Origin of the sequence: Nonomuraea fuscirosea (genome assembly GCF_035917475.1) — a bacterium.
GTDB classification, from domain to species: Bacteria; Actinomycetota; Actinomycetes; order Streptosporangiales; family Streptosporangiaceae; genus Nonomuraea; species Nonomuraea fuscirosea.
Genome location: NZ_CP109074.1, coordinates 10,902,471 through 10,926,411 on the forward strand (window position 1 = coordinate 10,902,471; position 23,941 = coordinate 10,926,411).

25 protein-coding genes are annotated in these 23,941 nt (G+C 71.4%); 17 read left to right on the forward strand and 8 right to left on the reverse strand.

Translation table 11 applies throughout. From position 1 onward, the window contains the following. Window positions 1-57: 57 nt before the first annotated feature. The 3 genes from OIE67_RS50250 (at window position 58) to OIE67_RS50260 (ending at window position 2,665) form a co-directional block, all read left to right on the forward strand. On the forward strand, window positions 58-1,254 hold the full coding sequence (locus OIE67_RS50250) for a sensor histidine kinase (protein ID WP_326634000.1): 1,197 nt from the start codon (window positions 58-60) through the stop codon (window positions 1,252-1,254). Then, window positions 1,251-1,907 (forward strand): response regulator transcription factor, encoded by a 657-nt coding sequence (locus OIE67_RS50255; RefSeq protein ID WP_326634003.1) that lies wholly within the window; start codon window positions 1,251-1,253, stop codon window positions 1,905-1,907. Before OIE67_RS50250 ends, OIE67_RS50255 begins: the two co-directional genes overlap by 4 nt. Before the next feature lie 122 nt (window positions 1,908-2,029). Further along, window positions 2,030-2,665 carry a hypothetical protein gene (locus OIE67_RS50260; protein WP_326634006.1) on the forward strand — a complete coding sequence of 212 codons (636 nt, stop codon included), beginning with the start codon at window positions 2,030-2,032 and terminating at the stop codon, window positions 2,663-2,665. 106 nt (window positions 2,666-2,771) lie between these two features. Here OIE67_RS50260 and OIE67_RS50265 read toward each other — a convergent pair whose 3' ends face one another. From OIE67_RS50265 to OIE67_RS50275, 3 genes are read right to left on the reverse strand one after another with little or no spacing between them, the layout of a single operon-like run. Then, complete coding sequence (locus OIE67_RS50265) at window positions 2,772-3,254, reverse strand: GerMN domain-containing protein (protein ID WP_326634007.1); 483 nt, start codon at window positions 3,252-3,254, stop codon at window positions 2,772-2,774. Beyond that, window positions 3,251-5,050, reverse strand: coding sequence for a HAMP domain-containing sensor histidine kinase (locus OIE67_RS50270; protein WP_326634009.1), 1,800 nt, complete (start codon window positions 5,048-5,050; stop codon window positions 3,251-3,253). The genes OIE67_RS50265 and OIE67_RS50270 overlap by 4 nt, the downstream gene beginning before the upstream one ends. 7 nt (window positions 5,051-5,057) lie before the next feature. Further along, the gene (locus tag OIE67_RS50275) at window positions 5,058-5,732 is read right to left on the reverse strand and encodes a response regulator transcription factor (RefSeq protein WP_326634011.1); all 675 of its coding nucleotides are present in this window, start codon (window positions 5,730-5,732) and stop codon (window positions 5,058-5,060) included. A gap of 236 nt (window positions 5,733-5,968) precedes the next feature. Between OIE67_RS50275 and vanY-N the strand changes: the two genes are divergently transcribed. The 3 genes from vanY-N (at window position 5,969) to OIE67_RS50290 (ending at window position 8,203) form a co-directional block, all read left to right on the forward strand. After that, window positions 5,969-6,526 (forward strand): D,D-peptidase/D,D-carboxypeptidase VanY-N, encoded by a 558-nt coding sequence (gene vanY-N, locus OIE67_RS50280; RefSeq protein WP_326634013.1) that lies wholly within the window; start codon window positions 5,969-5,971, stop codon window positions 6,524-6,526. A 90-nt stretch (window positions 6,527-6,616) separates the two neighbouring features. Then, window positions 6,617-6,982: a DUF4267 domain-containing protein gene (locus OIE67_RS50285; RefSeq protein ID WP_326634015.1), complete on the forward strand. Its 366-nt coding sequence runs from the start codon at window positions 6,617-6,619 to the stop codon at window positions 6,980-6,982. Window positions 6,983-7,048: 66 nt separating this feature from the next. Further along, on the forward strand, window positions 7,049-8,203 hold the full coding sequence (locus OIE67_RS50290; RefSeq protein ID WP_326634017.1) for an NBR1-Ig-like domain-containing protein: 1,155 nt from the start codon (window positions 7,049-7,051) through the stop codon (window positions 8,201-8,203). Window positions 8,204-8,262: 59 nt separating this feature from the next. Here OIE67_RS50290 and OIE67_RS50295 read toward each other — a convergent pair whose 3' ends face one another. The 3 genes from OIE67_RS50295 to OIE67_RS50305 all read right to left on the reverse strand — a co-directional run bounded on the left by OIE67_RS50295 (window position 8,263) and on the right by OIE67_RS50305 (window position 11,139). Next, a complete protein-coding gene (locus OIE67_RS50295; RefSeq protein ID WP_326634019.1) occupies window positions 8,263-9,210 on the reverse strand; it encodes a SpoIID/LytB domain-containing protein in 948 nt (315 codons plus the stop codon). A gap of 103 nt (window positions 9,211-9,313) precedes the next feature. Continuing rightward, window positions 9,314-10,216 (reverse strand): peptidase inhibitor family I36 protein, encoded by a 903-nt coding sequence (locus OIE67_RS50300; protein ID WP_219911904.1) that lies wholly within the window; start codon window positions 10,214-10,216, stop codon window positions 9,314-9,316. Between the two features lie 74 nt (window positions 10,217-10,290). Next, window positions 10,291-11,139: a peptidoglycan-binding protein gene (locus OIE67_RS50305; protein ID WP_326634023.1), complete on the reverse strand. Its 849-nt coding sequence runs from the start codon at window positions 11,137-11,139 to the stop codon at window positions 10,291-10,293. 301 nt (window positions 11,140-11,440) lie between these two features. Here OIE67_RS50305 and OIE67_RS50310 point away from each other — a divergent pair, with 301 nt between their 5' ends. The 7 genes from OIE67_RS50310 (at window position 11,441) to OIE67_RS50340 (ending at window position 18,325) form a co-directional block, all read left to right on the forward strand. Next, a complete protein-coding gene (locus tag OIE67_RS50310; RefSeq protein WP_326634026.1) occupies window positions 11,441-12,382 on the forward strand; it encodes a hypothetical protein in 942 nt (313 codons plus the stop codon). A gap of 466 nt (window positions 12,383-12,848) precedes the next feature. Beyond that, window positions 12,849-14,510 carry a histidine kinase gene (locus tag OIE67_RS50315; RefSeq protein ID WP_326634028.1) on the forward strand — a complete coding sequence of 554 codons (1,662 nt, stop codon included), beginning with the start codon at window positions 12,849-12,851 and terminating at the stop codon, window positions 14,508-14,510. A 7-nt stretch (window positions 14,511-14,517) separates the two neighbouring features. Then, window positions 14,518-14,973: a roadblock/LC7 domain-containing protein gene (locus tag OIE67_RS50320; RefSeq protein WP_106241488.1), complete on the forward strand. Its 456-nt coding sequence runs from the start codon at window positions 14,518-14,520 to the stop codon at window positions 14,971-14,973. Then, window positions 14,970-15,320: a DUF742 domain-containing protein gene (locus OIE67_RS50325; RefSeq protein ID WP_106241491.1), complete on the forward strand. Its 351-nt coding sequence runs from the start codon at window positions 14,970-14,972 to the stop codon at window positions 15,318-15,320. Before OIE67_RS50320 ends, OIE67_RS50325 begins: the two co-directional genes overlap by 4 nt. Beyond that, complete coding sequence (locus OIE67_RS50330) at window positions 15,301-15,879, forward strand: GTP-binding protein (RefSeq protein ID WP_326634031.1); 579 nt, start codon at window positions 15,301-15,303, stop codon at window positions 15,877-15,879. The genes OIE67_RS50325 and OIE67_RS50330 overlap by 20 nt, the downstream gene beginning before the upstream one ends. Beyond that, window positions 15,876-17,201: a cytochrome P450 family protein gene (locus OIE67_RS50335; RefSeq protein WP_326634032.1), complete on the forward strand. Its 1,326-nt coding sequence runs from the start codon at window positions 15,876-15,878 to the stop codon at window positions 17,199-17,201. The genes OIE67_RS50330 and OIE67_RS50335 overlap by 4 nt, the downstream gene beginning before the upstream one ends. Continuing rightward, a complete protein-coding gene (locus tag OIE67_RS50340) occupies window positions 17,105-18,325 on the forward strand; it encodes a cytochrome P450 family protein (protein WP_326634033.1) in 1,221 nt (406 codons plus the stop codon). The genes OIE67_RS50335 and OIE67_RS50340 overlap by 97 nt, the downstream gene beginning before the upstream one ends. A gap of 50 nt (window positions 18,326-18,375) precedes the next feature. On the opposite strand, the gene OIE67_RS50345 is transcribed toward OIE67_RS50340, so the two are convergent. After that, window positions 18,376-19,641 carry an MFS transporter gene (locus OIE67_RS50345; protein ID WP_326634035.1) on the reverse strand — a complete coding sequence of 422 codons (1,266 nt, stop codon included), beginning with the start codon at window positions 19,639-19,641 and terminating at the stop codon, window positions 18,376-18,378. Between the two features lie 2 nt (window positions 19,642-19,643). Next, complete coding sequence (locus tag OIE67_RS50350; protein WP_326634036.1) at window positions 19,644-20,273, reverse strand: TetR family transcriptional regulator; 630 nt, start codon at window positions 20,271-20,273, stop codon at window positions 19,644-19,646. Window positions 20,274-20,382: 109 nt separating this feature from the next. Here OIE67_RS50350 and OIE67_RS50355 point away from each other — a divergent pair, with 109 nt between their 5' ends. The 4 genes from OIE67_RS50355 to OIE67_RS50370 are packed head-to-tail and all read left to right on the forward strand — an operon-like array spanning window position 20,383 to window position 23,924. Continuing rightward, window positions 20,383-22,461, forward strand: coding sequence for an alpha-N-acetylglucosaminidase (locus tag OIE67_RS50355; RefSeq protein WP_326634037.1), 2,079 nt, complete (start codon window positions 20,383-20,385; stop codon window positions 22,459-22,461). 40 nt (window positions 22,462-22,501) lie between these two features. Next, the gene (locus OIE67_RS50360) at window positions 22,502-23,263 is read left to right on the forward strand and encodes an ArsR/SmtB family transcription factor (RefSeq protein WP_326634039.1); all 762 of its coding nucleotides are present in this window, start codon (window positions 22,502-22,504) and stop codon (window positions 23,261-23,263) included. Then, window positions 23,260-23,553 (forward strand): DUF1905 domain-containing protein, encoded by a 294-nt coding sequence (locus OIE67_RS50365; protein WP_326634041.1) that lies wholly within the window; start codon window positions 23,260-23,262, stop codon window positions 23,551-23,553. Before OIE67_RS50360 ends, OIE67_RS50365 begins: the two co-directional genes overlap by 4 nt. Continuing rightward, window positions 23,550-23,924, forward strand: a complete 375-nt coding sequence (locus OIE67_RS50370; protein ID WP_326634042.1) for a VOC family protein — start codon at window positions 23,550-23,552, stop codon at window positions 23,922-23,924. The genes OIE67_RS50365 and OIE67_RS50370 overlap by 4 nt, the downstream gene beginning before the upstream one ends. Window positions 23,925-23,941: the final 17 nt, after the last annotated feature.

A 23,941-nucleotide genomic window follows, 5' to 3' on the forward strand; every position in this document is an offset into this window, starting at 1 on the left:
CTGCTGTTAGGTTCCCCAGGGCATGCTGGGAGCATGGTCGGGCCGCGCAGTGGGACCGTGGGCGCACGGTTCACGATGTTGTACGCCGTTGTGTTCCTTCTGTCGGGCGTCGGGCTGCTGGCCCTGGCCTTCCTGCTCTCCGGCGGCAGCCTGACCGAGACCGCCCCGGCCGGCTCGGCCGGAGGTCCGCCAGGCCAGGGTGGCCTCACCGCGGCACACCAGCGCATCAGGGAGCTGGAGGGAGAGCTGGCCGCGGTGCACACGCAGCAGTCCCGGCAACTGCTGGTCGGCTCGTTGCTCGCGCTGATCGTGATGGCGGCCGTCTCGGTGCTGCTCGGCCGGGTGCTGGCCAGGCGCGTCCTGCGGCCGCTGCGGCTCATCACGGCCGTCACCCGGCGCATCTCGGCCGACAACCTGGATCGCCGCCTGGCCGTCACCGGCCCGGCGGACGAGGTGAAGGACCTCGCCGACACCATCGACGAGCTGCTCGGACGGCTGGAGGCGTCGTTCACCGCGCAACGGCGCTTCGTCGCGAACGCCTCCCACGAGTTGCGTACGCCGCTGGCGACGATCCGGGCCTCGCTGGACGTCGCGATCGCCAAGCCCGACCCGCCCCCCTCGACGGTGGCGCTCGCGGCCCGCGTACGCCGGCAGCTCGACCGGCTCGACCACCTGCTCGACGGCTTCCTCGTGCTGGCCAGGGCGCAGCACGGCCCGCCGGCCGACACCGCGCCGGTCGACCTCGGCGACCTCGTCGACGCCGCGCTGCGGGAGAGGTCCGCGGACGTCGGGCGCAAGGAGCTGAGCGTCTCGGTGGACGTGCCGCGGGAGACGGCGGTCGTGGGGAGCCCGGCGCTGCTGGCGCGGCTGGTCGGCAACGTCGTCGACAACGCCGTGACCCACAACGAGAGCGGCGGCTGGATCGGGATCATCGGATCCGTGGACTCGCGGGAGACGGTGCTCGTCGTCGAGACCGGCGGGCCCGTGTTCGACCAGCGGGAGGTGGACCGGCTGGCGCGGCCCTTCGAACGGCTCGGCGGCGAACGTACCGGCTCCTCCGGCCTGGGCCTGTCGATCGTGGCCGCCGTGGCCGCCGCCCATGGGGGCCGGCTCGACCTGCTGGCCCGGCCGGAGGGCGGCCTGCGCGTGTCGATCACCCTGCCGATCGCTGGAGCGCCGATCGCTGGAGCGCCGGTCGCTGGAGCGCCGGTCGCTGGAGCGCCGGTCGCGAAGGCGCCGGTCGGGGCATCATGAGGATTCTCGTGGTCGAGGACGACGACGCCCTCGCCGAGGTCGTCGCGGAAGGGCTGCGCGACCAGGGGATGGCCGTCGACCTGGCGTACGACGGGCTCAGCGCCGCCGCGAAGGCGGACCTCACCGCGTACGACGTGGTGGTCCTGGACCGGGACCTGCCCGGGCTGCACGGCGACATCCTGTGCCGGCTGCTCACCGAACGGGCGGAGCGGCCGATGGTGCTGATGCTGACCGCGGCCGGCGCGCCCGGCGACCGGGTCAGCGGGCTCACCCTGGGCGCGGACGACTATCTCGCCAAGCCCTTCCACTTCCCCGAGCTGATCCTGCGCATCAGGGCGCTGGCCCGCCGCCGCCCGGACGCGCGGCCCCGGACCCTGCACGTGGCCGGGATCGTGCTGGATCCGGTAGGCCGTACCGTCGTCCGCGACGGGCGGCAGCTCGACCTCTCGGTGAAGGAGTTCGCCGTGCTGGAGGCGCTGCTGCGGGCGAGCCCGGGCTTCCTGAGCGCGGAGACCCTGCTGGAACGGGTGTGGGACGAGAACGCCGACAGCTTCACCAACACCGTCACGGTCACGGTCGGCCGCCTGCGCCGCAAACTCGGCGACCCCCCGGCGATCACGACGGCCCGAGGGGTCGGCTACCGCATCGCCTGATCACCTCGCATCGGTTCCTGGCGCGATGTACGGCTCGCGGCGGCGGTTCCTTCAGCACGGTCGCGTACGGGAAAGTCGGGCGCGGTGCCGAACCTGCGGCCGTGCGGATGCATCCAAAAGGGATGATGATCCGCAAACGCACCCCACGTGCCACCCCGCGGGTCGAGGTGACGCGCCTTCCCGACGACGTCGTGGCGCTCGTCGACGCCCTTGAGCCCGGTGCGGAGATCATCCTCACCCGTGACGGCGCGTCGATCGCGACGATCTCCAGCACGATCGACGTGGTCGAGGGCGCCGTCGTCGATCGTGCGGCCCCGGACGACGAGCCCGGCGAACAGGCGCCGCCCGACTACGACGGCGTGACGGTCGTGGTCACCGCCATGGAGCTGTCGAAGGCGGCCCGGCTCGCGCTGTCCACCCAGCTCGGGGCCGACTACGTGGTCCTCGACCTGCACGCGGCCCCGGCCACGGCCGATGTGCTGCTGGTGCCCGCCGGCAGCCCGCAGCTGATCGCGGCGCTGCGGTCGAGCTTTCCGCGGGCGCGGGTCGTCGTCACCGAGATCGAGGATCCCGAACTCGGGGTCCGGTACCACGGCCCGGTACGCCGGCTGCTCGACGCCGGCGCCGACGCGTATCTTCCTCCGGCGACCCTTCCGCTGCTGGCCAGGCAGCTCGACCACACCCTGAACCAGGGACGCGAGCTGACCGCCGGCTCCGCCACGCCGCCGCAGATCGGGCCGGCGCCGGACGCGGATTGATCGCCGTGCTGCTCGGCGCTGGGCGTGGAATGATCGCCGTGTTGGTCGGCACCGGACGCGGAATGAGCGTCGTGCTGCTCGGGGCGGTTCCGGGATGATCGCGGTGCTATGCGGGGCAGTTCCGGGGGTCGACGTGCTTGGCGGTGCCGGTGACGGTGACCTCGGCGCGGCCCTGGGGCGTCGCGGCGGCGGCCGTGCAGACGATCTGCTCGACCGCCCGCTTGGACAGCTCGCCGGCCCTCGCTGACAGGGTCACCACGACGCGGCCGTTCGGGCCGGTGATCACCGAGAACGGGTCGGCTTCGAGCGGGATGTCGGTGGTGAGGCCGCGCGCCTGTTCCGCGGCGGAGGGCCCGGCCGCCAGCAGCGCGAGCGTGTCCGCTTGGGAGAGCCGGCGACCGGGTCGTGTCACCGGGCTGAGGCGACCCTTCTCCACCAGGTAGAGGGTGACCGGCCGGGCCGGTACGACGGCTCCGCTGGGCGGAGGACCGACGGGGATGACGTCGCTCGGCCGCACCCCACAGCCGGCCACGGCGACGAGCGACACGAGGCCGGCGGCGAGCACACGGCAGGCAAACCCTCTCCTCACTCGGAACCTCCCACGTCGATCCGCTCATCCGGGCCGTCCACCGGTCGTGGCGGGCGTCCGGTCCGCTTGTCCGGGCCGGTCGCCCGTCGTGGCGAGAGTCTGGACCGCTCGTCGGGGCCGTCCGCCGGCTGTGGCGGGCGTCCAGTCCGTTCGTCGGGGCTGTCCGAGCCGGTCGCCGGGCGTTCGGTCCGTTCGTCGGGGTCGGGTGCCTGGCGGGGGAGGCGCAAGGTGAAGACGGCGCCGCCGTCCGGGGCGTTGGCGACGGTGAGGTCGCCCCCGTGCAGGCGCGCGTTCTCCCGTGCGATGGCCAGGCCGAGACCGCTGCCCTCCGACCTGGCCCTGGTCGCGCTGGCCTTGTAGAACCGGTCGAACACGTGCGGCAGCGCCGCTTCGTCCAGCCCGGGTCCGTGGTCGCGCACCTCGACGGTGACCCAGGACGGGTCGGTGCGCAGCCGCACCGACACCGGCGGCTCGCCGTGCCGCAGGGCGTTGCCGACCAGGTTGGCGAGGATGACGTCCACCCGGCGCGGGTCCAGCCGGGCCGTCACCCCCGAGGCGAGCTCGGTCCGCACCGACTCCGACCAGCCCCGGGCCCGCAGGGTCGCGCGGACCAGCTCGGCCATGTCGATCTCGTTCAGCGCGAGGGCCGCGACGCCGGAGTCGAACCTGCTGATCTCGATCAGGTCGTTCACCAGCCCGGTGAGGTTGAGCGTCTCCTGGCTGACCAGCCTGGCGGCCCGGCCGGCCGGCTCCGGCAGCCCGGCCGCCTCCTCGTCGAGGACGTCGGCGACGGCGGCGAGCGCGGCCAGCGGCGTGCGCAACTCGTGGGACACGTCGGCCACGAACCGGCGGGCGTCGGCCTCCATCTCACGCAGCTGCGCGACGTGCCGTTCCAGCTCCGCGGCGGTGTGGTTGAACGTACGCGCCACGTCGGCCAGCTCGTCGGAGCCGCGGACCTCGATCCTGGTGCGCAGCTCGCCCTCGCCCAGCAGGCGGGCCGCCCGGCCGAGCTCGCGCACCGGACGCAGCACGCCACGGGTGGCCAGCGAGGCGAGCAGGACCGCGAACGCCAGCGCAGCCCCGCCGGTGATCCAGGCGTACGTGGCGAGTTCGTCGATGCTGTGCTGCTCGGGAAGCAGGCTGAGCGCGGTGTAGACCTCGATGCCGGACACGCGCGGCGTCCGGTCCGCCTCGGTGTCGGCGATCAGCAGCGGGGCGCCGATGATCAGAACGGGCTGCCCATGCCACACCAGGCGTTTCCACGCCATCTGGCCGCCGGCCACCGTTTGCCGCAGCCCGCCCGGGATCATGGAAAGATCGGCGACCGGCGCGTCCGGTGGCATGGCCGGCCGCCGGCGCTCCGGCGTTCCGTCCTGGGGCGGGCCGTCTTGGGTCGGGTCGTCCCCTAGCGGGTCGTCCTGGAGCCGGCGGTCCTGGGGCTGGCGGTCCTGGGGCCGGCGGTCCTGGGACTGGTGGTCCGGTGGTGGGTGGGCGGGTCGCAGCATGGATGGTGCGTACATGTCGTGATAGACGGCGACCGTGAAGGTGTTGCCCTCGGTCATGGCGCGGGCGATCTCGTCCAGCTCGGCCTGCCCCGGCGTCGCGGTGCGCAACGGGTAGAGCGCCTCCAGCCGGCTCCGCATCGCCTCCACCGCGGCGTCCTGGGCCCGTTGCAGGATGTCGTTGCGGGCGTTGACGTAGCTCCCGCCGGCCACCGCCGCCGCGGTGACCACGCACAGCAGCGCGAACGCGAACAGCAGCCGGGCGCGCAACCCCAGGCTCGGCCGTGCTCTCACGGGCCGCTCACACCGGCCCGAACCGGTAGCCGAACCCCCGCACGGTCTGCACGTAGACGGGCGCCGCCGAGTCGTCCTCGATCTTCGCGCGCAACCGCTGCACGCAGGCGTCCACCAGGCGGGAGTCGCCGAAGTAGTCCTGCTCCCACACCGACTCCAGCAGTTGCTGCCGGCTGTGCACCCGGCCGGGCGTGCCGGACAGTTCGAGCAGCAGCCGCAGCTCGGTCGGGGCGAGGCTGACCGGCTCGCCGCGGTTGGTCACCACCAGCCCGGCCCGGTCGATGGTCAGATCCCGGTAGCGCTCCAGCTCCGCCTGGTCCCGGCCGATCCGCCTGAGCACCGCGCGGATGCGCGCCTCCAGCACCCTGGGCTGCACCGGCTTGACCACGTAGTCGTCGGCGCCCGCCTCCAGCCCGGCCACCACGTCCATGTCGTCGCCGCGCGCGGTCAGCATGATGATCGGCACCTCACCGATGGCCCGGATGCGCCGGCAGACTTCGAACCCGTCCATGCCGGGCAACATCAGATCGAGCACGACGACGTCGGGAACGTCCGCCCGCAGCCGGTCGAGCCCCAGCTCGCCGGACTCCACCGCGCGCACCCGGTGCCCGTGCCGGCTCAGGGCCAGCTCAAGGCCCTCACGCACGGCCGGGTCGTCCTCGATCAGCAACACTCGCGACACGCCGCCGAGTTTCACCACACGCTCCGTAACTCGTCCGCCGGTCAACCCCCGTCCATTGTCGGCCGGCCGTGTCTCCGCCTCGTCCGCGCGATGTCATGGTCGTGTCACAGCCCCGTCATGGCCCGGTCGCGGCCGCGCGAGCGGGCCATGACGGCGGCCCATGACGGTGGCCGCCGTCGAGAAACGGTGACATGCGGCGGACGGCGCGCGCACATTCGCCACCAATCGTAATCGGCATGGACGAACCCCGCATGATTCCCCCGCGGCCCCGAGATCGGGTGTATGCCGTGGTCACGCTGGTGCTCGCCGTGCTGCTGCTGCCCGCGGCGCTCGTTCGCGACGCGGGCCGCGCCCGCGAAGTGGCCTGTCGCTGGGCGTTGCGGCTGCGCTTCCCCGCCGAGGATCTGACCGGGCTCACCGCCGGCGCCCTGGCGGCGTTCACGGCGGCGCGCACCGAGGCGCTCTGGCGTCACGGCCAGCTCATCGGCCTCACCTCGGGCTACCGCGATCCCGCCGCCCAGCAGCGGCTCTTCGACGAGGAGGTACGCCGCTCCGGCTCGACCGCCTCGGCCCGCATGCTCGTGCTGCCACCGGCGTTGTCACCACACGTCAGGGGCCTCGCCCTGGACGTACGCCCGCACGAGGGCGCGCGCTGGCTGGAGGAGCACGGCGGCCGCTACGACCTCTACCGCGTCTATGACAACGAGTGGTGGCACTTCGAGTACCTTCCCGGCCGCGGCGGCACTCCGCCACCCCGGTTGCCGCACCCCGGCGTGATCAGCGGGCCGCTCTGAGCGCTCCGGAATCTAGCGCCGCTAGCGTGAATGTCGCAGCTATGTTAGCTTTGTTCTTGTTCCTAGCGGCGCTAGATATTGGAGACGTTCATGCTCACCGTCATCGCCTACGGCCTTGCCATCGCGCTCAACCTCATGATCCTTTTCATCGGTCTGCGCTTCCTGTTCGCGCCGGTGGCCGCGGCCACGGGGTACGGTGTCCCGGCCAAGGACGACCGCGCCTATCTGACCATCAAGGGCGTGCGTGACGGCACGTACGGGCTGGTCGGCCTGGCCCTGCTGATCTTCGTCGGGGCCTACGCCGAAGCCTGGTTCATGCTCGTCGTGGCCCTCGCGCCGCTCGCCGACACCGTGATCGTGCTGCGTAACGGCGGCACGAAGGCGGTGGCGTTCGGCATCCACTTCGCGACCGCCGTGCTCGTCCTGATCAGCGCCGCCCTGCTCTTCGCTCTCTGACCCTGTGACCCGGTGATCCCGCCGGTATCGGTTGAGCGAGGCAGCGGCTGCTGTTACCTTCGCACGGTGGACGACAGGCGTGCACGAGCGGAGGCGATCGAGAGCTTCGCGGCGACTCTGCGGGAGTTGCGCAACGCGGTCGGCAACCCACCTTTTCGTGAGATGTCCGGCAAGTCAGGGGCGATCTCCCACACGACCCTGCACGAGGCCACGAAAGGCAACCGGCTCCCGAGCTGGGAGACCACCGTCGAGTTCGTCAAGGCCTGCGACGCCGACCCGGCCGCGTACCGGGAGCGTTGGGAGGCGGCGAACCGTACGGTCAGATCCGTGAGCACCGGGGATCCCGCTACGCGCGCCCCGGCGGCCCCTCCGTCCGGTGAGCTCGCGGCCTCCGCCGCGGGTGGCCAGGACCTTCGCGCCGCACACCTCGCCACCGGGTCACCGGCGACCCGGCCGACCGGCGAGACCCAGGCCCCCGACTTCCCGCCGTCGCCGCCCGGCCACACGAACCACGCGCCGCTGAGGGACACGCAGCCGCCGTCCGGCCACGCGGGCGACGTACCCCCGCCATCCGGTCACGCGAACGACGCACGGCCGCCCTCCGGCCACGCGGGCGACGGGCAGCAGTCGCCGCCCGCGCCGGGGAGCCGGGGGCGGCGATGGCTGACCCGCCCGGTCGCGCTCGCGGCAGCGGCCGTCGTCGTCGCGGGGGCGGCCGTCCTCGTCGTGACCGTGGTCAACAGCGGCTCCGAGCCGGCTGGACGCGCCCCGAGCCCGACCGGCGGCGCGTCGCCCGCCGCGCTGACCCCGGCCGACTGCCCCGTGCGCTCGACCAACCCGCCCTGGGCCCCGCCGCTGTACGAGGACGACAAGGCGGAGTTCATCACCGACGTCACGCTCTCCGACTGCACGCGCGTCGGCGCCGACCAGACCATGACCAAGGTGTGGCGGCTGAAGAACGCCGGGTCGGTGGCGTGGAAGGGTTATTCGCTGCGCCGCCTCGACCATCCCACGCAGCAGGCCGACCAGTGCCAGACGATTCCCGACGTGCCGATCAAGGACACGATGCCGGGCGAGATCGTCGACATTCAGACCGTGGTCACCACGCCCAAGAAACCGGGCCTGTGTTACGTGCGCTTCAAGATGGTGGACGCCTCGGGAGAGGTCGTGTTCCCCGGGAACCGGCCGATCAATTTCCAGCTCATCGTCGCCGAAAGCTGAAAATCCCCGCCGTGCGGCACACGACGGGGAATTTCAGGCGCCGGGACGACCCCCGGCGATCAGGAACCGATGGCGATTCCCGTGTAGTAGTTCCGCAGGATGCGCGCGTAGTTCCAGCCCGCGTTCGCCTTGTCGCGCGAGCCCTTCTGCGACATCCAGTCGCCGTCGGTCCAGTTGCCGCACGCCGTCGTCGTGGAGCAGTATTGGGCCCGGAAGATCTTCCCGCTCCTGGTCAGCCGCATGCCCCAGGTGGCGTCCACCGCGGCGCTGGTCGACGCCCTGGCCGAACCGGGCTTGTAGACCTGGCTGGAGGTGTGGTCGTAGACGTCGAAGCACCGACCGTCCGGGGTCTTGCGGTTGGAGTGCAGCGCCCAGTACCAGCCGAAGTTCTTCACCGCCATCGCCCCGGCCTTGAGCGACTCGGCCGGCCAGCTCGAGACCCATTCATTGGGCAGGACGTCCTTGACGTAGCTCTTGAACTCCACCCGCTCCACGCGATCGAGCGACTTGCGGTAGACGAGGATCGTCGTGGGCAGCCGGGTGTCCGTGCCGTCGGTCTTGCATCCGGTCGGCGACCCTGAGGTCACGAACTGGTGCGAGGCGTTCTGGTTCTTCAGGCCGGACTTCAGGTTGGCTTTGGCGCCGGGGGCGAAGTCCTGGTAGGCGCCGCTGTAGCCACTGTTGAAGTAGACGCGGACGGTTTTGCCGCTGCGGTTCCAGGCGGAGGCGGCGGCGTTCTTGATGCATTTGCCTTTGCCGTTGCCGGGGCCCTTGTAGTCGTAGCAGGTGGGCTGGGTGGTGTTGTAGTTGGGGACCGAGGTGGTGAAGTCGGAGAGCGATCCCTGGGTGTTGCTGTTGAAGTAGTAGCAGAATTCGCCGCTCTGGCAGACGCCGTCACGGGCAGCGGCCGAGGCGGGCGCCCCGGCGGCGAGTAACGTCCCGCCGAGCGCCGCCGCGACGCTCGCCGCGCCGAGTCGCGAGATCAGCCGTGCCGTTCGTTCAGACACGAGGAGTCTTCCTTCCGTCCGGAGGTCCAGGGTGGTCAGCGGCAGTGCCGAAGTGGCGCCGAGAGGGTGCCTGAGGCGGCGCTCCGGCACTGCCGAGGCCGTGTCATCGCACGGAGTAGCCCTGGGAGTTCCAGAACGAGGTCGGGTTCGGGTTCTCCAGGCGCGAGTCGCCGACGCTCTTGGCCGCCCGCGTCTGCCGGCCCGGGCGCATCTCCACGTGGGTGTGGGCGGCGCCCTTGCTCGACACGCCGTGCCACGACTCCTTGGCGATGACCTGGCCCTTGCGGATCGTCTGGCCCACGCGCAGCGAGGACAGCGGGGCGGAGTGCAGGTAGATGACCGTCTTGTTCAGCGAGGAGTTGTAGACGGCGATCGTGGACAGCCCCGACCGGCCGGTGCTGCCGCGCGCGACGTTGATCAGCTGGCCCGCCGTCAGGGCGTAGACGTTCGCCCCCACGCCCCTGGCGATGTCGATGCCCTCGTGCCGTCCTGCGGTGTTCTTGTAGCCGTCGAAACCGCAGGTGATCGTGCCGCTGGCCGAGTAGAGCGAGGTCGACATGGCCTTACGCGACCCGGAACCGGAACCCGACCCCGGGCCGAACTCGTGCGAGGCGTTCTGGTTCTTCAGGCCGGACTTCAGGTTGGCTTTGGCGCCGGGGGCGAAGTCCTGGTAGGCGCCGCTGTAGCCACTGTTGAAGTAGACGCGGACGGTTTTGCCGCTGCGGTTCCAGGCGGAGGCGGCGGCGTTCTTGATGCATTTGCCTTTGCCGTTGCCGGGGCCCTTGTAGTCGTAGCAGGTGGGCTGGGTGGTGTTGTAGTTGGGGACCGAGGTGGTGAAGTCGGAGAGCGATCCCTGGGTGTTGCTGTTGAAGTAGTAGCAGAATTCGCCGCTCTGGCAGACGCCGTCACGGGCGGCCGCCGACGCCGGCGCCGCGGTGGCGAGCAGCGAGCCGCCGAGCGCCACCGTGGCGGTCGTCGCGGTGAGGATCTTGGTGAGCATGGTCATGCTGTTCTCCTGTCTGCGGAGTTCGTCGTGCGAAGGGTGGTGAAGGTTCGGGTGTAGAAGCGGAGCACGAGGGGTCAGCGGCGCCGGCGCTCCTCCCAGGTGCGGATGGTCACCTTCGGGCCGTCGTCGGGCGCGCGGCCGGCCAGGCCGTTCAGGCCGAGGTAGTAGTCACCGACCTGGTGCTGCGCCTGCCCGGACAGGCTGGTGTCGCTGATGGCGACGGCGTGGATGTGCCACGGCCAGTCGTCCTGCTCGGGGTTGCGCACCCAGGCCGCGAAGCCGGCCAGGCGCAGCGCGCGGACGGCCGCGGTCCGGTCGGCGGCGCTCATCCCCTTGACCGAGATGTCCACGACGCCCCCGCCATCGTGGGTGCCGGCCGAGGTGGGATCGCCGCCCGGGTTGTACGAGCCCTGATCCAGCTTGAGGTCCCGCTTGAACAGCCGCTTCGCCTCGGCCAGCATGTCCCGCGTACGGGAGTTGACGACGAAGCGGCCGAGGGACACCCGGGGCCCCGGATCGAGCACGCCGGTCACCTTGAAGCGGCCGGCCCCCAGCTTGCTGAGCGACATCTTGCCCGGCAGGCCGTTGGCGTCCAGTCCGGACAGGCCGAGGGACTTCTGGTACTTGCCGTAGGCGGCCACCGTGGTGGTGCCGAAGTAGCCGTCGACCCACTTGGCGTCCAGGAGTTTCCGGTCGCGCAGCGCCTGCTCGACGAGGAGCACGCCGGCCTTGGCGCCAGGGGTGAGCGTGTCGTCCGGCCGCCGCGGGTCGATCTGGGCCGCCTTGACGGTGGCCTCCATGTTCACGCTCGGAAGGCCCCGGAACTCGGCCGCCTGCGCCGCCGACGCCCCGAACGTGCCACTCAGCGAAGCGATCAGGACGCTCGGCATGAGGGCGGCGGCGTATGCGGGCAACTTCATCATCACTCCTGGTGCGAAAGGCTGAGGCGGTGCCGGTGCGGCGGAGTCCAACGTTGGCGGACCGCCTCGCGTGTCCGCCAGGAGATCGGTGTTGTCAGCCTGTTCGACGAACTCCCCTTACGGGCATAAGCGCAGGTGGCCGGCATTTCCCCGGCGGACGTGACGCCTTCGGACACGACGCGTCTGACACCCGCGGGCCCGGCGGACCGGGCGGTAGTGGCCGTCCTGGGGGCCTGGCGGCAGGGCCACGTCTGAGCGGGTGTGGCCGTCCTGGCGGTCCGACGGCGGGGCTAGGATGCCGCGCATGCAGCGCCCCCTCGCCCACGTGTCGGCCGTCGGCCTGCTCGTCGTCGTCTGGCTCTGTCTCATGGGCGGCATCGCGCTCGTCTGGCAGGACGACGCCGCCCCCTTCGAGATCTTCGCGGGCGCGTTCTGGAGCCTGGTCTGGTTCTTCTGGCTCGCCCGGATCTGGCTGGGCGGTCCGATGGCGATCGGGCTGATGCGCAAGGCGCTGTTCGGCCTCTGCCCGATCCTGATCTTCGCCACCGGGCTGGCCATCGGGATCGGCGGCGGCGAGGTGTATCCGTCGCAGCTGGTCGCCTTCGCGGTCGCGGTGTGCGGGATCTTCGCCGGGGTGCTGCTCATGCGCGGCGAGGTCCAGCGGTGGAGCCTGGCCACGGTCGCGGTACGGGTGGTCCGCCAGCCGCCCGACGGGACAGCCTTCGACCTGCGTTCCGCCGCGCTCCGGCAGAGCAGGGGCAAGTTCGGCTGCCTGATGATCGTGGTCACTGTGCTCATGCTGCTCGTGGTCGGCGCCATCGGTGCGACGTTGCCGGCGGACCGGGGAACGAACGCCCCGGACTATATCGCCTTCATGGTAGGCGTGGTGCTGGTGGTGCTTGCGGGAATTGCCGGATACGTCTGGATCGATGTTCGGGCCAGGGCGATGGGGGTCCTGACCGTCACCGATCGGCGCCTCGACGAGCATCCGTGGTCCAGGGTCCGTTCGGTGGCGCTGTCGTACAAGGGCGAGGCCAAGGTCGTGAACGGGGTCCGCCGGCACCGGTCGGCCCGGCTCGATCTGTCCCTCTACGACGAGCCGGACGCGCGCCGCCTCCGGCTGCCCGACGACGCCGCCCTGCACGGCTCGATCGCGGCGGCGCTGGCGGCGCACAGCCCCGAAGGGGTCTTCCGCGGCTGGGTTTCGCGAACTGGTTCCACGACACCCGGTCAGGTAAGTAGTTGACGCCTCGTCGGACCCGCCGGGCGAGGACGCGCAGGTAGTGAGCGGGCGGCGGACGCGGGGCGGAGCGCCGCACCCGTCCGCCGGGGTGCTGTGAGCGGAGTGACGGAACTACACACAGTTGACTAACGCGACTTAAGCGGAATACTGGTCACCCGATTGGGCCGTCGTTCTAGTGAGACGAGGATTCCCATGTCGTCGTTCGGCCTCGCGCTGCCCCCGGCAGAGCCGTATCAGGCACAGCCGTATCAGGCGGAGCCACGCCAGGCGGAGCCGTATCAGGCGAAGCCGCACCGGGCAGAGCCGCACCAGGCTGCCGGCGCCGCGGACGACCCGGACGACGAGGAAAGGCACGCGCCAGATCGGCGCGGCTCCGACCGGCCACCGGACGGGACCGGCACTCACCGCTAGCGCAGCCTTTCGCAGCGGTCGACAGATCCCGACGACTCCCCCCGACCCCAGGATTTTCATGCCGCCAGACTCCTTCAGCGTCCCGACGGTGATCGGCATCGCCGTCCTCGTGCTCGCCCTCGCGGGCGTCCTGATCCTCTACCTGCGCGTACGCGGCCAGCTCGCCCAGGCCCGCGGGCAACTCGCGCAGAACCGTCAGGTACAGGACCACCTGACCCGAGAGTCCAGTGCCTGGAGCCAGCGCCTGCTCCAGGCGGAGCGCAAGGTCCAGGAGCACGCGGACCAGGTGCGCGACGCCCGCGCCCAGCACGACCTCGTCCGCGCCGAGACCGACCATCTGATCAACAAGCGGATCCCCGCCCTGCTGTCCCACCTGCGCGCCCCGCACGTGATCGTGCCCGGCATGCAGAACCAGGCGCTCGCCGGCACCGACGTCGACCGGCAGCACCGCGCCGTACTCGACGCCGTCACCCGCGGCATCCGCGACGAGGCCGAGCGCATCGACGAGAGCGCCCAGGCCGTCATCAGAGGCGCCATGTCGCGCGTGCAGAGCCAGGCCCTGCGGGCCCAGGACCTGCTCGCCGGCGTGCAGCAGCGCTACAGCGGCGACGAGCACACCGCGCTGCTGCGCGAGGTGCTCGGACTCGACATGTTCAACGAACTGATCATCCGCCGGATGCAGGTCACCGGCATCGCCTGCGGCGCCACCCCCGGCCTGTCGCGTGACGACACCTACCTGGTGGACCTGGTGGTGGGCGCCGTCTCGCGGGTGGAGAACTTCGAGCTGCGCATCGACGGCCCGGCCAACCACCTGCGCCGCCGGATCGGCGTCGCCGCCCGCGCCGCCGAGTCGATCCTGTTCATCACCGCCGAGCTGCTGGCCAACGCGGTGCACCACTCCCACGGCACGCTCAAGGTGACCATCGCCGTGCACGAGACCAACAACGGCGCCGCCATCGTCATCGACGACGCCGGCGTCGGCCTCAACGAGGACCAGTACGCCCGCGCGAGCCGCCTGCTCAGCGGCAACCACCCGGTCCGCCTGGTCGACCTGGGCAACCCTCCCCGCACCGGGTGGGCGGCCATCGGCCGTCAGGTCGCGCACTACGGGATGCAGGTCACGGTCAAGAAGAGTGCCTTCGGCGGCGTGCAGGCCGTGCTGAACATCCCCGGCGCGCTGCTGGTGGAGATGCCGGAGGACAGCCGGCCCTCGGTGCTCGCGCCCGAGCCGGTGCGCGCGGTCGCCCCAACCGTCGCCACGGCCATCCGCCGGGACCCCATTCCCGCCTCCATGGCCGCCCGGCCGGAGCCGGTGTCCGTGCCCACCGCCCGGCGCGAGCCGGCGGCGGCCCCTCGCGTCGAGCCGGTCGCGCCGGCGCCCCGGGTCGAGCCGGTCGCCCCGGCCGCACGGCCCGAGCCGGTCGCCTCCGCCGCCCGGCCGGAACCGGCCGCGTCCAGCGCGCGGCCCCAGCCCGTCACGGCGCCCCTGCAGCGGACGGCGGAGGAACTCGCGCCGCTGCCGCAGCGCCGCCGCCAGCAGCCGCGTGACACCAGCCCTCCGCCGGCCCCCGCGGGCGGCGGCTCCGGCGGTACGGGCGGCAGGTTGCTCACCACCCCGGAAGAGGCCCAGAAACGATGGGGTGACTTCCAGGTCGGAGCCGAAGCGGGCCGCCGCGAAGCGCTCCCCACCGAGCAGCACGACGCAACCGAAGGGAAATGACCGTTCCATGGACGCTCACAGCGCTTCCGGCCGGGTCCAGGCCAAGGGTCGCCCGTTGCCCCTCGACGTGTCCTGGGTCCTTTCACCCCTGCTCGCGCTGCCCGGTGTCGCCAGCGGCGTGGTGCTGAGCCGGGACGGGCTGATCCTCGGCGGCTCGGCCAACGTGACCACCGAGAGCGGCGAGCGGGCCGCCGCCATGACCAGCTCCGTGCTCGGGGCCGCGCGCGCCCTGTGCGCGGGCCTCAGCAACGGCGCCGACGACGAGGTGGTGGACATCGTCATCTCCGCCGGCAGCGGCTACTACTACGTCGCCCCGGCCGGCGACCGCGCCGCCATCGTGGTCGCCGCCACCGGCGGCGTCAACATCGGCACGCTCGCGTACGAGGTGCAGCTCCAGGTACAGAAACTGATCAAGGCTCTCGACGAGGCCAGTGCGGCCAGGACGCCAGGCGTCCGGGCATGACCTCCGGACGACAACGGCGGCGGGTCGTTCCGGACTACATGGCCGCCGCGCGACTGACCGTACCTGAGAACGTCCACGTCGAGCGCACGACTCTGGTCTACATCGCGCCCGACGCCGCCACCAACGGGCTCGACCCCCCGGGATCGCATCTGCTGACCCTGCTGCGGGACGGGCCCCTGTCGGTGTACGAGTGCGCCGCGCACCTGGGCCTGCCGTACTGCGTGGTGCGGTTGCTGGTCGCCGGGCTGGTCGGAAGCGGAACGCTGCTGACCCGCGATCCGCCGGCCACCGACCTGCCCGACATTGAGATCTTGGAGTTGGTGCTCAGTGGCCTCCGCGCTCTCTGAAAGCCGTATCAGTACCGAACACATACCGGTCAAACTGGTCATCGCCGGGCCGTTCGGCGTGGGCAAGACGACCCTGGTGGACGCTCTCTCGGAGATCAAGCCCCTCAACACCGAGGAGGTGCTCACCCAGGCGGGCACGCTGGTGGACGACCTGACCGGGGTGAACGAGAAGACGACCACGACCACCGCGATCGACTTCGGCCGCCTCACCATGCCCGGGGTGGTGCTGTACCTGTTCGGCGCGCCGGGACAGACCCGCTTCCAGGTCCTGTGGAACGAGCTGGTCCGCGGCGCGCTGGGGGTCCTGGTGCTGGCCGACACCCGCAGGATCGACGAGAGCTTCGCCGTCCTCGACCTGGTGGAGAGCGCCGGCCTGCGCTACGCGGTGGCCGTCAACCACTTCCCCGACTCGCCGGACTACCCGCCGGACGCCCTGCGCCAGGCGCTCGACCTGCACGCGAGCACGCCGCTGGTGGTGTGCGACGCCCGCGACCCCGTCTCCGCCCGCGCCTCGCTGATCGCGCTGGTGGAGCACATCAAGGAGCTGGTGCTGTCATGACCATGCGCTACATGCCCGACGCGGGCCGCCTCTACGGTCCCGAGTACGCCAGGGACCCGCAGGCCGTCTACGCGGAGCTGCGCAAGCGGCACGGCGCGGTCGCGCCCGTGGAGATCGCCCCCGGCATCGAGGCCCACCTGGTGATCGGCTACCAGGCCGCGCTCGACGTGCTCACCAACGTCGGCGGCGTCTGGATCAAGAACGGCACCGCCTGGCAGGCGCGGGTCCCCGACACCCCCGAGGCCGCCGGACCCGTCGCCATGCTCGGCTACCGGCCGAACGCGCTGATGTCCGACGGAGCCGAGCACGCCCGGTTCCGCAAGGTGATCTCCGACTGCTTCGACCTGGTCCAGCCGCACAAGCTGCGCCAGACGGTGATCGAGGTGTCGGACTCGCTGATCAGCCAGTTCGCCGCGAAGGGCGAGGCGGACCTGGTCGGCGAATTCGCCAAGCCCATTCCCGGCCGCATCTTCAACGCGCTCTTCGGCCGGCCGGACTCCGACAGCGCCGGCCTGATCCAGGCTCTGTCGGACATGATGGAGGCGGACGGAGAGACGGGCAAGCAGGGCAGCGACGCGTTCAGCCGCTACATCGGCGAGCTGGTCCAGTCCAAGCACGCGCAGCGGGGCGACGACCTGACGTCCTGGTTCATCGATCATCCGGCCGCGCTCCAGCCCAACGAGCTGGCCGAGACGCTCGTGCTCGTGATGGCCGCCGCGTACGAGCCCACGGCCAACCTGATCTCCAACACGATCTCCCGGATGGTCAGCGACGACCGCTACTACAGCTCGCTGACCAACGGCGCGCTCGGCACGTACGACGCCCTGATGGAAGCCCTGCGTGCCGAGCCCGCCATGTCGAACTACGGGCCCTACTTCGTCCGTCAGCCCGTGCACTTCCACGGGACGTGGATCCAGCCGGCCGAGCTGGTCCTCGTCTCCTACGCCGCGGCCAACACCGAGCCCACCAACGTGCCCGAGGAGCTGCGTTCCGACGGCGGCGCGTACCTGGGCTTCGGCGCCGGGCCGCACCGCTGCCCGGCCAGCGACCCGGCCATGATCATCGCGATGACCGCGATCGAACGCCTGACCTCGCACCTGTGTGACCTCGAACTGACCGTGCCGCGCGAGGAGCTCTCGTGGCGGCCCGGCCCGTTCCACCGCGCGCTGGCTCATTTGCCGGTGCGTTTCACCCCCATTCGACCTGATCAGCCAGGAGAATCCCCTTGGGCAGTTCAGCCCCCGTCGTCCTCGACCCCTTCGGCACCGACCTACCAGGGGAGGTCCGGCGACTACGCGACCTCGGCCCCCTGGTCCTCGTAGAGCTCGCCGGAGGCATCCCCGCCTGGGCGGTCACCCGGCACGACCTGCTCAAGCAGCTCATTCTCGATCCACGGGTGAGCAAGGACAAGCGGCACTGGGGGCAGCTCGACCGGGCGCTCACCACGCCGGGCTGGTCCTGGATCATCACCTGGATCGGCGTGTCCAACATGCTGAGCGCGTACGGCGACGAACACCGCCGGCTGCGCAAGCTGATCGCCCCCAGCTTCACCGCGCGGCGCAGCAAGGCCATGCAGCCGATCGTCGAGCAGATCGTCGCCGAGCTGCTGGACGCGATGGCCGCGCAGCCGCCCGGTCAGCCCGTGGACCTGCGCGCGGCGTACGCCCACCCGCTGCCGATGCGGGTGATCTGTGAGCTGTTCGGCGTTCCCGCGCACATGCGGGAGGAGATGGCCCAGGTCATGGAGGCCATCATGGACACCACGGCCACCCCTGAGCAGGCGGCGGCCACCGCCGCCAAGATCGGCACGGTGCTGCCCGCCCTGGTCGCCTACAAGCGCGAGCACCAGGGCGACGACCTGACCACCGAGCTGATCAACGTCCGTGACAGCGGTGACTCGCTCAGCGAGACCGAGCTCTGCGACACCCTGCTGCTGCTGATCGCGGCCGGGCACGAGACCACGGTCAACCTGATCGGCAACGCCGTGCACGCCCTGCTCACCCATCCGGACCACCTGCGCCGGGTGCTGGCGGGGGAGATCTCCTGGGACGCGGTGATCGAGGAGACGCTGCGCTGGGCGCCGTCGATCGCCAACCTGCCGCTGCGCTTCGCCATCGAGCCGATCGAGATCGGCGGCGCCCGGATCGAGGCGGGCGACGCGATCATCACCAGCTACATGGCGGCCGGGCACGACCCCGACCAGCACGGCGCGGACGCCGACCGGTTCGACCCGACCAGGGACTTCGCCGAGCACCTGGCCTTCGGCATCGGCGTGCACCGCTGCATCGGGGCTCCGCTGGCCCGCCAGGAGGCGCTGACCGCCCTGCCCGCGCTGTTCGCCCGGTTCCCCGAGCTGGGGCTGGCCGTGGAGGCGGGCGAGGTCGGGCACGTGCCGTCGTTCATCGCGCACGGGTGGAGCACCCTGCCGCTCACGCTGCACCGCTGACCCGCGCAGACGGGCGTCTCCTCCTTGTCGGAGGACACGCCCGTCTCCTGCTATCGGACGCTTCGTACCCGCAGGATCATGAGCGCTCCGACGAGCGCGAGCACGCCGCCGGTCACGAACAGGGCCGGATAGCCACCGAGATGAGCCACGACCAGCGAGCCGCCGAACGGGGCCACGACCTGCGGCGCGTTCAACGCGATGTGGAAGACGCCGAGATCGCGCCCGCTGTCCTCGGCCGCGGGCAGGACCAGCGTGACCAGCGCCTGGTCCACGGAGAGATAGGCGCCGAAGCCCACCCCGCCGATGACCGCGGCGGCCAGCTGCTGGGTCCAGGTCGGTGAGACCAGCGGCAGCGCGACCGACACGGTGACCATCAGCGAGGAGATGAGCACGAACAACTTGTGCCGCCTCAGCCGGTCCGCCAGCGGGCCCGCGATGATCGTCCCGACGACGAGGGAGACCGTCTGGACCGTCACCTGCAGCGCCAGCGCGTCTTTCGGGTCCAGCCCGGCGGGCAGCCGGATGTAGTCGCTGAGGATGTAGAGGTTGAAGGAGGAGACGGCGAAGTAGCCGAGGAACATCACCGCCCGCGAGCTGAACGCCCACGCGTAGTCCCGCGAGCGGAGACCGGCCAGCGCCGACCCGAACTGGACGCGCAGCGGCACCCGTTCCGCGGACTCCGCGCCGGTGAGCCGCTCGCGGCTGAGCAGCGCCAGCAGCACGGACGCCGCCAGGAACACCACGCCGAACAGCGTGTAGGCGAGCAGCGCCGAGTGGACCTGGGCGCCCACCACCGTGCCCGCCAGTGAGCCCACCGGCACCCCGAGGCCGCCGACGGTGGAGGCCAGCCCGCGCCGGTCCTTCGGCACCTGGTCGGCCACCACGGCGATGAGGATGTTCAGCCCGATGTTGACCGTGCCCTGCACGAGGAACCAGCCGATCAGCAGGCCGGCGACCGTGGACATCCAGCCGAGCAGGACGAGGGAGGCGAGGGTGGCCACGCCGCCGTACAGGATCCAGGGGGAGCGGCGGCCCCAGCGCCCGCGCGTACGGTCGGACAGGGCGCCCACGATCGGCGGCACGCACACCGACGCGATCGCGCTGACGCCGGTCACCAGGCCGAACGCCGAGAGTTTGCCCACCGGGTCGGCCGCCTCGACCTGGGAGGGAAGCAGGACTTGCAGGGCGGCGCCGACGGCCGCGTAGCCGGCGACGTTGAACAGGAACATCGCGCCCAAGAGCGCGCCGAGACGGCCCGTACGGGCACCGGCGGCGCCCCGGCCGTCTCGGCCGTCTCGGCCGGAGGTGATGGTCATGCCTACTCCATGAGAGGGGGAAGGTCCAGCCCGAGGTCCAGTCGCCGCAGGGCTTCGTCGACCAGGCGGGCGCAGGAGTCGGGGTCGGCGTCGGGGGACCCGGCCCACTCCTGGAACGCGATGCGCAGGGCGGCGAAGGCCGTCGAGGCCAGCAGCCGGGCGTGGAAACAGTGACCCGCGCTCGAACGCTCGGCCAGGTGGTGGGCGAGCAGTTCCTCGCGTACGGCGAAGCGCCGCATGTTCTCGCCCATGAGCGCGGGATTGTCGGCCAGCAGGAGCTGGACGCGCTGCATCCGGGGCAGCCCGTGCCGGCGCCAGTGGGGATCGGCGAGGAGGGTGCGGAACACCGCGCGCAGGGCGGTGACCGGCGACTCGCCGCGCGGGCGGTCGTCGATCGCGGTGATCAGGTCCTCCATGACCTGGTCCTCGTGGGCGAGGACGACGTCCTCCTTCGAGGTGAAATAGCGGTTGAAGGTCCGCCGTGCCACCTGCACCTCGTCGGCGATCTGCTGGACTGTCGTGCCGTCGAAGCCTTGCCGTTCGAACAGGCTCAGCGCGGCCTCGATGAGGGCGCGGCGGGTACCGGCCTTCTTGCGCTCTCGTAGTCCCTTGGACGTCTCGCCGCTGGTCATGGGGCCACGGTAGAGCAAAAGTGTCTCATTGGGACAGTAGGCTCAGCGGGAAATTTTCCGATGCGCTATAAAATGTCCCATTGGGACACTTCGACGTCTGGAGTCAGCGATGTTCACGCCCGAATGGATCCCCGCGGCCGAGGAGTCGCTGCGCCGGCTCGCCGGCCCGCTCGCCGGCGCCTTCGACGTCCGCGCACTGCCCGGCGTGGACGCCGGGGACCGCTTCGAGATCTGGGCGGAGAACGGCAGGACGGTGCTCGCGGGCACCGGTCCGGTCGCCGTGACCAGCGCGTTCGCACACTACCTCCGGCACGTGGGCCGCGGCCAGGTCGGCCGCTGGGGTGACAACCTCCCGGCCAGCGCGCCGCCACCCGCCCAGCCGCTGGCGGCGACGTCGCCGTACCGGTACCGGGTCGCCTACAACCTCACCGTCGCCGGGTACACGACGCCGTTCTACGACTGGGACCAGTGGGAACGCGAGCTCGACCTGCTCGCCGCCGCCGGCGTCAACGCCGCCCACCTCACGCTCGGGCAGGAGGCCGTGTGGCTGGAGGCGTTCGGCGAGTTCGGCTACACGGAAGACGAACTGCTGGCCTGGATCGTGCCGCCGTCGCACCAGCCGTGGCAGTGGCTGAACAACATCCACAGCTTCGGCGGCGGCACCACCCGTGACCTGGTCGAACGCCGCGCGTCGCTGGCCCTGCGGGTGCTGGCGCGCATGCGCGAACTCGGCATCAGGCCCATCCTGCCCGGCTTCTCCGGCACCGTCCCCGGCGGGTTCGCTGGCCGGAACCCCGGCGCCACCGTCGTCCCGCAGGGCCTGTGGTTCATGGACGTGGCCGGCCCGGCCCGCCCCGACTGGCTCGACACCTCCACACCCCACTACGCGCGGGTCGCCGAGGCCTTCTACCGCCGCCAGCGCGAACGCTTCGGCCAGAGCGGCACCTGGGCGGTCGACCTGCTGCACGAGGGCGGCCGGATCGGCGGCACCTCGCTCGCCGACGCGGCCTCGGGCGTCGAACGGGCGATGCGCGCGGCCGACCCTGACTACCTGTGGGTGGTGCAGGCGTGGGCGGGCAACCCCCGCAAGGAACTGTTCGACGCCTGCGACCGGGACCGGATGCTGGTCCTCGACCTGACCGGCGACGCCTGGCGCGGCGAGGGCGGGTTCTGGGGCGCGCCGTGGGGGTTCGGCATCCTGCCCAACTACGGCGGCCGCCACGGCCTGTACGGCTCCCTGCCCGACATCGCCGCCGCCCCCGGCGAACTGGCCGGCCCGCTCGCCTCCGGCGAACTCGTCGCGCTGACCAACATGGCCGAAGGCGTGCACACCAACCCGGTGGTCTGGGACCTGTTCGCCGACCTCACCTGGACCAGCGAGCCCGTCGACCTGGACGCCTGGCTGGCGGACTGGGTCCACGCCCGCTACGGCGCCGCCGATCCCGACGCCCTGGCCGCGTGGCGCCTGCTGCGTTCGTCGGCGTACGCGACCTGGGGCGGGACGATCGCCGTAGAGGAGGAGTTCGACGACTTCGACGAGAAGCTGAGCGACTTCAAGGTCTACGCCGGCACCGACAGCGTCTTCGCCGCCACCCCCTCCTTCACCGCCGACCAGGCCTCCGCCGTCGGCCCGCACCGGCTGCACTACGACCCGGCGCAGGTGGAGGCCGCCTGGCGGCTGCTGCTCAAAGCGGCGCCGCGCCTGCGCGACTCCGACACGTACCGGCACGATCTGGTCGACGTCACCCGCCAGGTCATCGACGACCGGGGCCGCGCCCTCGTGCTCCAGCTCGCCTCGGCGGACGCCCAGCGGCGCTTCCTGCACCTGATCGACCTCCAGGACCGGCTGCTCGCCACCCGCTCTGAGCACCTCCTCGGCCGCTGGCTGCGCGACGCCCGCCGCTGGGGCGCCGACGAGGAGGAGAGCCGCCTGCTGGAACGCGCGGCCAAGCGGCTCGTCACGGTGTGGGGCGGCCCGGACGCCGCGATCCTCACCGAGTACGCCAACCGGAACTGGGCGGGCCTGATGGGCGACTACTACCGGGCCCGCTGGCAGACCTTCTTCGACCAGGGCCCGATCGACTGGAACGCCTACGGCCAGGAGTGGGCCGACCGGCTCACCGCGTACCCGACAGAACCGCACGGCGACCCGATCGAGATCGCTTCCGAACTCCTTCAGGCTCCGTAGGGCTGGACATGAAACCAAATGGTTTCCTATAGTGGTGCGCGTGGAACTGGTCTTCAAGGCGCTGGCTGACCCGACCCGCCGCGAGCTGCTCGACGAGCTGTTCGAACGGGACGGGCAGTCGCTCAGCGCGCTGGCGAGCCGGTTCGCGATGACGAGGGTCGCCGTGGCCAAGCACCTTCGCCTGCTGGAGGAGGCCGGCCTGGTGGTGTCGGACCGGCGCGGCAGGGAGAAGCTGCACTTCCTGAACGCCGTGCCGATCCGCCTCGTCCATGACCGATGGGTCAGCAAATACACCTCGACCTGGGCCGCCGGCCTCGTCGACCTCAAACGACAACTGGAGGCACGCGTGGAGAAGGTGTTCGAGATCTTCATCCGCACCACGCCGCAGCGGCTGTGGCAGGCGATCACGGATCCGGAGACGCGGGCACGGTTCCAGTTCGGCGCGCGCGTGGACTCCGACTGGACCGCCGGATCCGCGTACCGGATCACGCACGAGGGCGCCGGCGGGTTGATCGAGGGTGAGAACCTCGAGGTCGACCCGCCGTGGCGGCTGGTGCAGAGCTACCACGCGATCTGGGACGACGACATCGCCGCCCAGGGCACCAGCCGGGTGACCTGGGAGATCGAGCAGGTCGGCGACAGCTGCCGGCTCGTCGTCCGGCACGACCAGCTCCCCGCCGACGCCGACGAGCACCTCTACGGCGGCTGGCCGATGATCATGTCCGGGCTCAAGACCTGGCTGGAGACCGGCACCGAACTCACCACACCCGGCTCACTCATGTACGGAGGCGACCCTTCATGACCGCACCAGCAAGCACCGAACTGGACAGGACGTTCACCGCCACCCTGCTCAAAAGCCCGGCCAAGGGCGGCTGGACCTATGTCGTGATGCCCGGCTCGGCCGACTTCTTCGGCACCCGCGGCCTGGTGAAGGTCCGGGGCCGCGTCGACGGCGAGCCGTTCCAGGGCTCGTTCATGGCGCTGGGCGACGGCACCCACAAGCTCGCGTTCACCGCCGGCACCCGCGCCCGCATCGGCAAGCAGGCCGGCGACACCGTCACCGTCACCCTCGACGAGCGGATCTCGCGATGAGCGCGCCGGCGAAGGTCATCACCGGCATCAGAACCGTCAGCGTCCCCGTCACCGACCAGGACCAGGCGCTGCGCTTCTACACCGGCACCCTCGGCTTCACCGTGCTGCGCGACGCCCCGATCCCGACCGGCCGCTGGATCGAACTCGCCCCCGGCACCGACGACGTCATCGTCACCCTGGACCACACCACCACGGACGTCACCCGCGGCCCGATCATGATCCGCTTCACCACCGACGACGCGTCCGCCGCCCACACCGCCCTGACGGCCGCCGGCGTCGACACCGACGACCTCCTCACCTGGCCCGGCGTCCCCCCGATGTTCTCCTTCCGCGACCCCGACGGCAACACCTTCTCCATCACGGAAACCTGACCACCCGCAACCGGCAG